Origin of the sequence: Acinetobacter sp. ANC 4654 (assembly GCF_002135425.1) — a bacterium.
GTDB classification, from domain to species: Bacteria; Pseudomonadota; Gammaproteobacteria; order Pseudomonadales; family Moraxellaceae; genus Acinetobacter; species Acinetobacter kyonggiensis.
On record NZ_NEGL01000004.1, the window covers coordinates 137,098 to 150,087 of the forward strand.

General features: G+C 39.9%; 5 protein-coding genes. All 5 read right to left on the reverse strand.

What is annotated here, in order from left to right; genetic code table 11:
- Positions 1 to 48: 48 nt before the first annotated feature.
- A complete protein-coding gene (locus tag B9T24_RS08285; protein ID WP_086165340.1) occupies positions 49 to 2,772 on the reverse strand; it encodes a beta strand repeat-containing protein in 2,724 nt (907 codons plus the stop codon).
- 39 nt (positions 2,773 to 2,811) lie between these two features.
- A complete protein-coding gene (locus B9T24_RS08290) occupies positions 2,812 to 3,306 on the reverse strand; it encodes a hypothetical protein (protein WP_086165341.1) in 495 nt (164 codons plus the stop codon).
- Between the two features lie 243 nt (positions 3,307 to 3,549).
- A complete protein-coding gene (locus B9T24_RS08295) occupies positions 3,550 to 7,584 on the reverse strand; it encodes an SdrD B-like domain-containing protein (protein WP_086165342.1) in 4,035 nt (1,344 codons plus the stop codon).
- Entirely contained in the window at positions 7,571 to 10,258 is a 2,688-nt protein-coding gene (locus B9T24_RS08300; RefSeq protein WP_086165343.1) for a hypothetical protein, read from the reverse strand. Before B9T24_RS08300 ends, B9T24_RS08295 begins: the two co-directional genes overlap by 14 nt.
- 19 nt (positions 10,259 to 10,277) lie before the next feature.
- On the reverse strand, positions 10,278 to 12,938 hold the full coding sequence (locus B9T24_RS08305; RefSeq protein ID WP_086165344.1) for a DUF11 domain-containing protein: 2,661 nt from the start codon (positions 12,936 to 12,938) through the stop codon (positions 10,278 to 10,280).
- Positions 12,939 to 12,990 lie beyond the last annotated feature (52 nt).

Consider the following 12,990-nt stretch of genomic DNA (forward strand, 5'->3'; position numbering starts at 1 on the left):
CATGCTTAATCAATTCATAATTAACGATTAGCAATCATCAAATGAATCTTAATTATTAACTTTAATGACAAACTCTAATACCGCACTTGTACTTGGTGCTAAAGGTGTTTTCTCAGCAGCAACTGTACCCGTTGAACCATCTAATAAAGCAGCAGTTGAAGTGTTCAATGTTGCATTTGTTGCAACTGGAGAAGCGCTTGCAATCACTTTCAACGTAGTATACGCAGGTGTCGCATCGCTAATGACGACATTCGTCACATCAGCATTACCTTCATTAGTCGCTGTAATCTTATACTTCACACACTCACCTGGTTTAGCAGAGACTGTATTTTGTGTATAAGTACCCGTAGCAGCACCACTAGAACAGTTCGCTAAAGATTGTTCTTTCACCAAACGTACTTGACCATTCGTCACCGTGGTTAAATCAGTATTCACAAGAGAAACAACCGACTGACCGCCCGCCACTGTAGGCAAGATGGTAAATACAACTGAACTTGGTGTTCCAGCAGTCGCATTTGTTGGCGCTTGAACTTTAATGAGTAAGTTAACAGCAGAGCCTTTTAGGATAGGTCCACCTACAGAAGAATTTAGCGTATTAGCATCTAATAAAAATTTTGCAAGATCATTGCCTGTGACTAACTCATTTGCATCCGCAATACCATCGTTATTTAAGTCAACAAATAAGCTGGTTACCCAACCATTTGCAGTCTGATCATTGGTAATCGTATATGGCAAACTACCAGCAGTCGCACCTTCAACAATGTTACCGTTGTTGGTCAAAGTATGTTTGTAGACTACCGTACCCCCAGGAGCAATTTGACCCGTGCGATCATTTTGCAAGCTAAGTACGCGATTTGTTTCTACAGTTACACGATCAGACATTACATCAGTCAGACCAGTTGCAGGAGATGCAACTTTGAAGATCACTTCTTGGTCACCTGCTGGAGCATTTGCAGGAGATGTGACAACAGCAACAAACTTAACTGTGCCAGCAGCGGGAATATTACCCGTATTGGTGATTGCAGCACCTGTTGGGTTACCAGAACCATCTGCTAGGTAGTATTGAACTGTCCAGCCTGTAGGCAATGCAACTGCTGTAGATAAATTAAAGTTATCTCCATTTGCACCGCTATTCTTTACCGCTAATGGGAAATTAACGGCTACGCCTGGCTGAGCTGATTTTTTATCAATATATTGCCCCGTATCTTGACCAGATGCACCAGCTACAGGATTTGTTGTATTGTCCGTTAAATCACCATTATGTAAATCCACTGTAGAAGCGGTTACTTTATCAATGCTTAAAGTTATGGTATCTGTCGCGGTCGGATTCGTAACAGGAACCGAGGTTAAAATGGTATTGATTGCGGATGTCGTAGAATACCCAGATGGTAACGTAATCTTAGCAACAACTTGGTATACCGCATTGCTTGCTACTGGCCCAGTATCAGCAACACCATCACCATTGGTATCGGTTAATGGTGTAACCCCATCCGCTTTGAACAGCTCAACAATACTGCCTGACGGTAAAGCAGCTTTATTCACAGTAATGTTAAATACTTCTGTAACATTACCCGTATTATGGATAACAATCGGTTCACCACTTCCTGATTTACCAAAGAAAGCTGGTACACCTTGAGCAATAGTATCAATTACAATTTGGTTATCTTTATTTGTCGCAGTTGTTGCATCTGCATCCGCATAAGCATCATCTGTACGATCGTTAATTGTACCTTTTTTAACGCCCAGTACTGTAATGTCATTCGGGTTAGACGGTGTTTTACCTTCTGTGCCAGGACCATCTGGATCGACTTCTGCGATGTTGGTAATAGTGCCTGCAGGCGTATTTAGATCGACTCTAACTTTGAATTTTAAAACACCACCACTGTTCGCAACAACAGTAGGTACAACTAATGTTACTACACTACCAGTAACATTATATTTATCTGTATCAGCAGCATCCGTTAATACTGTGCCATTGACTGTTGCAGAGCCAGCAACATAGGTTAAACCCGCAGGAAGTATGTCGGTAATGGTAACGTCAGTTGCCGTAGTGTTACCTGTATTTTGATAAGCCAAGCTATATTCAACTTCACGCGCTGTCGTACTCGCTTGAGTTGCATCTACATTTTTTACACTTGCAGATTTAACCAAGCTAATGACTGCACCATTGGTAATTTTAACGGTATCAACGTTTTTAGCAGTGATACTTGTATCGAAACCACTAATTGCAGAAACAGTCAACTTACCAAGATCACCAGCTGTCACATTAGTACTTGCTGTTGTGGCTTGTACAATTAAGTTAACCGACTCACCAGCAGCTAAAGTTATAGCAGTAACAGGCGTTTGACTGTCTGGAATACCGTCTTTATTGGCATCAAGATAAACATTTAAACCAGTAAAGTCATAATTATCTACAGTACTATCACGTGTATCGTTATTCACAACACCCACGTTAAAGGTATCGCTACCATTACCCGTATTGGTTAAGGTGTGAGATAAAGACACTTGACCATTAGCATTCGCAGTTTTGGTTTGATCTGTGATTAAAGTAAAGCTGGCCACTTGTAAAACAGTTGTTGTTACTACGTTTGATGTAACTGTTTTAGAATTACCTGTACTGTCGGTATAACTTGCAGATGCAATGTTACTAATATTTGTACCCGCAGTTGGTGCCGCAGCATTCGCTGCAGGAACAAATGCAGCACCGCCAGCAACCAATGCAATAGATGCTGCGAGTTGCGTGAACTTTAAACGTTGTGTTTGATTGGACATTTGGAACTTACCCCGATTGAATATTTAATGTCGATTTGTTTAGTTTTTGGTTTTTTCGCTATTAATACGTGTTTGAGCTGAAACCGTGACAGATTTTCCTGCTGGAAGCTCTGCAATGGTCCAACGTAATGCACGATAATCCTTAAGCGGAACATTCACCATTTGGTTACCCTCTTTGCGCTTTAAAGGCATTGGGGCAAAATTCATACCATCTGTACTTGCTTGCGCATTTTCTGGCTGTGACTTTGCCAAAAATTGAGTTTCTACCGGTATCGGTAAAGTCGCTGCAAGATTTTTAATTTTTCCAGCCGTGTTATTGGTATACGTCGCACGATACTCAATCACATCATTCGGCTTAACTTTGGTGACCAATTTAGCTGTCGGCTTTCCATCCGCACTTGCACTCACCAAATAAGTTTTTAATTCTACTGAGACAGGGTCTTTTGAGACTTTAGTTTCAGCACTTGCATTCACAGCTAAAAGTAAAGCTGCCACTGCAAGTAGACCTGTTTTCCATTGACTTTTTAAATACATATTGCTTGCTCCAAAACGCACGATCCCATTTTTTGAACTACAGCTTCGACTTTTTCGATACCCTATTCAAATAAACGTCTGATAATTACAAAAATACATCATTTCAATACACTTTTGTTGATAAATATCACACTTTTTTACGTTAAATACGAATTGATTCAAGCAAAGCAACTTTTATACCAACTTTATCTATTTTAGTATTCCAGTTGCGCTTGTTTATTTAAAGTTTGCTTACTCTCAAAATTATTGTGTGACACAAAATCTTAGCGACCCTGTAGCAACGGAGTTTAACATTCCCGTCAAATTCCATTCCAAATAATCACCAGAACGGGTTGAATTACAAGTATTTCCACTAGGTGTAATACTGCAACTCGCACTGCCAAAATTAGTACCTGTTGGTAAACTATCTTTGATTTTCACGTTTTGAAGTTTCTTGGTACTATTATTTTTATAGGTAATTTCATACTCTAAATTATCCTGTTTTTTTGCCTGATTCGTCACTGTAAAAGCATTCACATCTGATGAAGTCGAAGGACAAGTTGCAACTGCACGGACCTTTTTTGTCAATACCAAGCCAGCACTGCCAATAAGTGTCATATCCTGACGCTTAATAGTTTGCCCAGAAATCGTCTGTACCGGATTTGTTAAAGCAAATTGATAACTTGCTTGAAGCGTTCCAATATGCTGTGAGCCGGCCACCACATTGTTTGGTGCATGTACTCGTTGCACCAAACAAATATCCGCATTGGGCTGTAATACAATAGAACTTGCTACGCTTGGACTAAATACAACTTCGCCCATATCCACCTGACCGTTACAATTCGTATCTCGATAAATCAAGGCTTGCCATGGCTGATCATTGCTAGAGTTAGGTTGCTGAGTTTGCGTTTGCAATAATTGAATAAGCTGAACAGGTGTTTGTGTTGTTAAACGATGAGGGTAGTCTGTAACATCACCCGCAATGACTGTGTGTTGCCCATCTTCGTTTAATACGACATTAACAACGGCATCACCAAAGTTGTTCGCGGTATAACTTGTCGCACTGGTTTTGGTTAACGCAATTGTATCTGTTGATCGGGTATAGCCATTGGTACCACTTACTGAAATGTATTCAGGTAAATTCTGTTGAACAATACAGAAAGAGGATGGTAATAAACTTTGCTCAATCGAAAATGCATAATCACCATTTGCACTCGTTACTGTTGTTGCCAATTGTGTTGTACTACAGTTATTTAAATGAATCGTACTGTTTGCAATTCCAACTTCACCAGCATCTTGAATAGCATTATATGCCTTAGTTGTATCAAGCGTTGTGCCACTATTATCAACAAAGACTCGTCCCGCAATATCGACATAAATAAGCTTCGTATTGGTAAAAGTACAGGTAATATTTGCACCTTCTTTAATACGTGCTGCTGGGATCGTCACTACATTATTCACCAAGCTCCAAAAAGTCCCCGTGTTACCTGTTACACCGCTATTCGCATCAAGACAACTTACACCAGATAAAACATATCCAGCTAAAGCACTTTCAGTCACTGTCACATCTGAATTTAATGTTTGAGCCCATAACTGCTGGGTTGACGTTACAGTAGTTCCAGCTGTTACGGTTGTTACCGAATCTGTAGTTACAGCAGTTGTACTGTTCACCAAATTTGTCAAATTAATATAGTTAAATATTCCCGTGCCATTCACTGAATTTTTAGCGATCTTAATTTTTGCACCATCAATGATATTGATACTTACAGGAACACCACTACTTGTTGCATTGTCATAATTTGCTGTTGAACAACTACCACTAAGCGATAGCCCAATAGGTCCATAACCACCCGGTGATAATTCACTTCCACCCGAATAAGTATTACGGTTAACAATACGATAAGTAATACGGTGATAACCAGCACTAAGTGCCGCAGCTGTTGTTGCCGTCACGCCTCCAGAGACATAACCATTTACACTTGTCACAGCAGTACCATCAACCATGATGTAGGCACCATCATCTACGCCAACTCCAGTATTTCCAATACACAAAGTGACCGCTTGTGATGTTGGAATGTATACGCCTGTGGTAAATTCCCATGCTCTACGGTTATCACCGATATCTGGAGTATTAATCGTATTGAGTTGAACGGTCGCATTCACATCTGAGCTCATTGCAGTAATAATTCGTTGAATCGTTGCTGAAGAAGTTGTACTCGATGCTGCATAAGTAGAGTCACTGGTTCCATTATTCCCTGAAACCAAATATCCACCTGTAGGACTTGCTTGGTTAATAGGCCATGGACCTAATATCGAGGAGTTTTCATCCGCATAAGTTCCCACTTTTGCAATACCACCTGTACCTTCATAACCCACCCAAAATGCGCCATTTCTACGATATTCATTTTGTGCATTGGTTCCCCAAACCTTATAGAGTGTTTCACCAACACCACTACCAGGGTTAAATTCATTACTCCCGACTTTGACTGTTGCCTGCTGCGCAGTACCCAAAGAAGAAGCACTGGTTGTGCTATACGTCACCAAGAGTTGTGCCGTTGCACCGTTTGCTAAACTCCCGATTGGGCATGTCCAATTACTACCGCTTAGCACACAAGCTGCCCCACCAACAACACTGACTGAGGTTACTGTCACACCTGTTTGCGGTGCTGCGGTATAAGTAGCTATCGTATTGGTTGCATTATTAGGACCTTCATTTTTAATATCAATTGTTTGAGTGCCAACTCGCCCTCGAACAATCGTGGGTAAATTCGGCGTAGTATTAAAACGTGCTTCAAGAATAGTTGCATCCGCTGTGACTGGGGTTGGATCAACAATAATTGCATTGACTGAACTACTGACTGGTGTATTTGATGATGTAGACTCAATTGTCGCCGTATTGATGAGTGTTTCTACTACTGATGCCGTACCCTGAATAATCATTTTACAAGTTGCAGTTGTTGCTCCGCTAAATAATCCTGAAACTTTCCAACCTGCAGTATTATCACCTGTCAAAACCGGAGTACAGGTTGTAGCTGCTGGGTTTGTGCCACCTGTACCTTGTGTAACAGTTGGCGTTCCAACTATAGAAACATCTTTTAAACTGATTGGAAGCGTATCACTAAAGGGTAAATTGGCAACAGTTCCACCTAGTGTGGCATCTGATAGCGTATTATTACTAATGGCTAATTCGTATTGTATTAATGAATTTTTAGGAACATTATTTAATTGCGTCTGTACAAAAGTTCCCGCTGCTCCTATACGTTGGCTTTTGACAAGGGCAATAGCACTGTCAGCATCCATACTGGACACACCGAAATAAAAAGCATCTCCTCCTGAAGCCACATATGACGCCCCTCCATCACCACGTAAATAAATATCAAAAGTTAAAGTTGTAATCCCTTTTCCTTGTATATAAATACTACCACTTGCCCCTCCACCACTCCCTAGACCAGCAGTCCCAGTGCCAGCACTTGAAGAACCAAGTTGAGTTGCAGTATTAACAATATCATTTCCATTAACAGCAAAATTTTTATTACCTGCTAAACGCTTCAATACAACAGGGGTATTACTATTTGTAAGAGTAAATTCTGCACCAAATCCTAAATTACCGTTAAATGCCCCCATGCCTGCTGCTTGTAAAATGGGGTTATTCACTGCTCGATTGAATACTACCTGTACTGTTCCGACTTTCACTCGACTCCGGTATGCATTATTTACATTAACCAAACTCTTCGTCACAGCTAAAAAACTAACCCCCATATTCGCCGCTGCATCAATTCCCCCACTGCTGCTTAGACAAGCCACTTTGTCCATGCCATTACTACAACCTGTTGGGGCATTTTGAATAGAAGCAGCAAACATATTACTTGCAGCATTACCAATTGCATTTAATGATCTAAGGATATTAACTGCAGTTACATTAGTAGCATCACCTGTACCTCCGAATGTTAACTCGGGTTTGTTCGCTGTTGAACCCTGACCAGAATAAACAGCAGTGTTATAAGTTGAATTGATAATCGTATAACTCACCGTTGTAGTCGGTGCATAAGTCTCATTAGTATTATCGGAAGGGTTGTTTCTATTGAGTAAAAAGGTATGTGTACCCGAGCTAGCCGTTGGACCTTGTCCCGAACCTGAGCCAGAAAAAATTTCAATCGTTGGTGGTGCTGCAAAGCTACTATTTGTGAATATCAAATAGCTAAATAACATTAATACCCAAGAAAAAAATTTATTCATCATACTTGCTCTATGAAGGTTCAAGACTGCTTGTTGTTGTGTTCTTGGCTTACTGACCAACATAGCGCACCCCAAAATTAAATTCGTAACTTTGATTCGCTGCTACACTGTTTAATATCCCTGAAACCGCACCAGCATTCCCCACAGTTGGAGCAGTCATAGCACTACATGCTGTACAAGTTGGAGATTGAAATAAAACAGTATAAACAGGCGTCATGTCTCTAAAAGTAAATATATTATTAAGGCTCGTTGCACTCGTATTGGTCAAAATCACTTTGTACAACACACACTGTCCCTGACCATTGGCTTGCTGACCAATTTTCAAAGTATTGGTGCTGTATGCTTCGTCCGCTGTACCGTTACAGTCAAAATCTCGTGCTTGTAATTTACTTAGCTTCAACTGCGCTTGATTGACTGTTGTAACATCGGTTATCGATGCTAAGACTTGACCATTAGTTGAATTGGTTAGATTTACAATGGTGTTATTGGCTTGAGCAATATTATTTGCCACCATATTTTTCACTTGTAATAATAATTTCACTTGCTGATGTGCAGCTAACTTGCCACTTGGTAAATCAGCCAAACTTCTCATGACTAAATCACCCGCATCAAACACCCCATTTCCATTCACATCATAGAAAAGTGTGCTGTTAAATGCTTCCTGATCATTACTCACAAGAAAACTATAATTCCCAGTAAGATCTGTATCCGTATTATTTGTTAACGTATGGCTATAAATCACTGTCCCCAAAGGTGAAACCTGACCACGGGAGTTCGGCATAAATTCTACTTTAGCTACAGCATTTACACTTTGAATGGTAATCGCATTTTTAATCGTGTCCTGACTTGGATTACTGCCGTTATTTCCACTGACAAAGCTTGTAGAGAGAACACGAAAATAAATGGGTGTAATCACACTGTTATTAAGTTGATCAACTTCCACAACAGCACAAACCAATTGGCTTTCACCATTATTTAAATAAAGTGTTTTACCCGTCTCAGCACCCAAGACACTACAATTTGAACCATTTGCTGATACATAAAAACGAACTCTATTTACCCCATTAGGCAAAATCAAATTCGTAAAATCACTGCTTGCATTTGCACTAAGTAAATATTCTGTTCCAACACCTGTATGAGTTACTTTTAATGGAAAAACTGCTTGACCACCAGCGACTGGATTAATACTGGTTGATGTCGTTATCGTTTTCCAAGCAGCGCCAGCATTATCAACATTGCCATTACCCAAAGCATTGTTTTCAGGACTATTGGTCAAATCAACCAATTGAGCCGTGGTGGTTGCAAGTAAATTCCCTTGGTCTTTAATCAGACTCTTTTTAGTTACATCGCCTAAAGACTGAGCCTGAGGTGAAACCTCAAATGTTGTATCTGCTGTAACCGCATAACTACTTGGTAAACGCACTTTGACAACGATGGGTAAATTGGTACTCGATGACAATAAACCCGTATCAGGAATTCCATCACCATTACTGTCTAATAATGGCGTTACGCCATCCGCACGATAAAACTCAATTTGGCTTCCTGTTGGAAAGGTACTACCTGTAAAAGTAACGTTGAATTGATCAACACTATTTCCATTGTTCCAAACATAGTTATTGAAAATCAGCTCGCCGCCTTGTGTGGTCGGAGTAGCAACAATCGTACTACTATTACTTACATCACTGGCACTACCATTAATTTTCACTGCATAAATTGGCGCAACACTAACCACTGCGGTATTACTTAAATCAGAAATGGTTGCTGTTGAGCTATTATTATCATGATCATATTGAAAGCCAATCGTATTATTGATTGGCCCAGCCGTTACTTTATTTATTTTGACCTTAAATTCAATATAGCCAACACTGTTTGCAGCAACGCTGCTCAATACAGCACTCACCACATTGGATGTCACACTGTAATTTATCCCTGCTGGATCGTTACTTCCTGTACTTGGATTAACCGTCACACCATTCCAGTTTTCACCACTATTTGATTGATACACTAAACTAGAATCCAGCGTATCCGTTAACGTCACCACACCTGTAGCAACACTACTTAAGTTTTGATAATCCAAACGAACTGTAATGACATCGCCATATGCTACGGAGGTTTGAGAAAACTTTTTACGTACCACTAAAGCAGATTGATTGGTTACTGTAGTCGTATCGATATTGGTTTTAGTACCCGAGGCATTATTTGAAGATGTGATATTTAATGTTAATAAACCATTCTGACTGACAGTCGCCCCACTCGGCACATTCGCCGACACAATAAGACCAACAGATTCACCCGCACTTAAAGAATAAGATGTTATTGCCGCACCATCTGGTACACCATCATTATTTTTATCTAAAAATACGGAAAAATTACTCAAATCATAACTATCGCCAGTATTATTGGTGACAGCAAAGGTATATTGATCGACCTCATTACCCGTATTGCTCAGTGTATGATTGAAATAGACTGTTTGCCCCGCAACAACAGTTTTTGTATTGCTTGCCGTTAAATTGACTGAATAAACAGGCAGAATCGTGGTTTGAACCAAGTTCGAACGGCTGACCTGAACAACAGTAGAACCTTCCTCAGTATATTCACCAATCGCCATATTACTGATAATTTGACGTGTGGGAACAGCAGCAAAACTGGACTGTTGTATTACCAGTACAGCACCCACTAAAACCGCCAAAAAAATGATTTTGGTGCGGAAATTTTCGAATGTATTTACGATATTCATCTTCTATTATCCGCCCAAATTAAGGTGTTACTTGAATAGAAAAGTACAATGCTGCCTGCTCTTGTGGTGCAAGCCCCCCGATATTTCCTGAAATTTGATTCCCACTCACCACCACAGCACCTTTACTTACCGATGGCGCTAAACTGCTGCGCAAAATACTATAAGCAGGTACGACATCATTAATCACAACATTAGCGGCTGGTGTTGAACCATCATTTTTGATTGTTAGGCGGTAAGTCACACATTGATTCGGTTTAATCATTAATGGCGTACTGCTATATGTTGCTGTAGCAGCATTCATCAACACACAAGTTTCATCTTTAGTTTGTTCTTTGGTTAAACGAAGTTGTGTAGGATCAACCGTGGTTAAATCTGTATTTTGAATAGATGTAAGTGTTAAACCTTGAATAGTGTTTGTTGCTGATACAACAATATTGGCAGTGCTCGCCATACCATTGGTTGCTGTGGTTGGCGCCTGAACTTTTAGCAGCAGCTGAATTGAATTTTGAGGTACTAAACCGCTGGAAATAAATAAATCCGTGGCGATTGGATCTGTCGTATCTAATACCCCATTATTATTTGCGTCATAATATAAGGTATAGGTAAAGCCATCATTGATATTTTGCGGTACGACATTTAGGCTCACTTTGCCATTGGTATCACCCTCAACAAATGAACCCATATTCTTTAAAGTATGCAGATAAACAACCGTACCACCGATATTGATTCGCCCTTGTTGATCATTCGCCAAGGTTAATTTGCGTAATGCAATATCCACTTGATCCTTGATACTATCTCCTTGAGCATTCATCGGAGATTTCATTGCGAACCAAATGGGTAAATTCGATAAAGTTGTATTGGCAGGAACACTAACCACCGCACAATATTGTTTTGTTGCTCCAGCAGCTAAATTTCCTGTACTGGTTATTTCACTTTGTAGGGACTGGCAAGTCGTATCACCATTATAAAATTTAACCTTCCAATCTGTTGGCAAAGTTGTACTTATACTATTGATATCAATATTTACACTAGAAGCGTATAAATTATAATTATTTGACACAGTACTACTATTTTTAACCACCAATGGAAAAACAACATCAGTACCGTTTACACCATTCTTGAGCAATAATGCCTGTCCACCTGAACCAGCAACATTTCCCACACCCAGACCAGAATTGTTACTGTTATATAAATCACTTTCACCGACAGCAACGGTATTAATCAATCGATCACGCGTACTATTTTTTATACTTGTATCCGTAACCGATGTCGCAGTGATGTCAAAATCCATTGTACTTGTTGATGTACAATTGGCTGGGAAATAAACGCCAAGTTTAATTCTCTTTGAAACTCCAGTCGCTAAACCACCTGTATCAATTATGCCATCACCATTGCTATCCGTCAGCAAGGTACGACCATCAGCATGATACAAACGAACAACTGCACAACTTGGAACATTGCTTTTGAGCAAACTTAAATTATAAGTGTCGGTTGCTTGCCCTGTGTTCCAAACATAATGATCAAATTGAACTTCCTTAGCAATCCCACCAAAGGTATTATTTTGGGTTTGCAAATTATTCAAACCACCATTTGGCTCCCCATCGTCATTTGCATTGGCAGGACTATAGTTTAATACAACGCCTAAGGTTTGCTGCACATTAAAGATTACGGTATTGGTGGTCGTACTTTTTAACACCGTATTTGATGCATTATATTGTTGATAGTCCGCAGTATTGGGAACTTTTTCTAGCGCATTCGGATTCACCGTCACTTTAAAGCTGACTGTGCCTTTACTTAAAGCAGAAACACTGGCAAGTTCAAATTCGACTAAACCATTATTCACTTGATACTTAACCGCCGAGTTCGCACCCGTTTCAACATCATCGGTATCAGTAAGAGAGCCTAAACCATTGCCCCAACTACCACTACCTAATTTATAGCTCACGTCCGCTGCTAATGTATCGCGTAAAACCAGTCGAGCTGCTGCTGTACCCGTATTTGCATAAGCAAGGGTATAGGTAATTTCTGTGCCTGTTTTACCAGAACTAATACTTTGTGCCTTCGTGACTTGAATAACAGCATCATCAACAACTTTTACGGTATCGCTGACTGTTTTTATAATTGCATTATCGTACTGACTGACAGCAGTTAAAGTAAAATTCGCGATGTTGCCCGCAGCTGCATTGGTCGGAATCCCTCCAACAACAATCAGCGAAGCAAACTCACCCGCTTCTAATCGAAGACTGGCACTGGAATTAAGCAAATTATTGTTATCATCAGGCTCACCATTTTGATCCCGATCAATATAAACAGCCACATTGTCTAGATTAAATTGATCATTGCTCAGCTGGCTTAAACTTAATGTGTAATTATCTACAATATTACCGGTGTTGGTCAGTACATGTGGAAAATTGAGCTTACTGCCAATGGTACCAATATTCTGTTGATTGCTTTGCAGGTTGAGCGCATAAATAGCCTGAACAGTTAAAACAACAGCATTGGAATTAATAACTTGCAGATTGCCCTGCTCGTCATAAAAATCACCGCTGGCAATATTGGTAATACTGCTTCCTGCTTTAGGCTGAGCAAAAACTGCTGAACTTTGAAATCCAATAAATAAGCCAAGCAAAGTGATCAATGACGTTTTTGCAACAGCACTTTTCTTGAATTGGCTTATCATGTGTATGAACCTGCAAAATTTATTATAAAGACAAAGTTTATTTACAATTCTC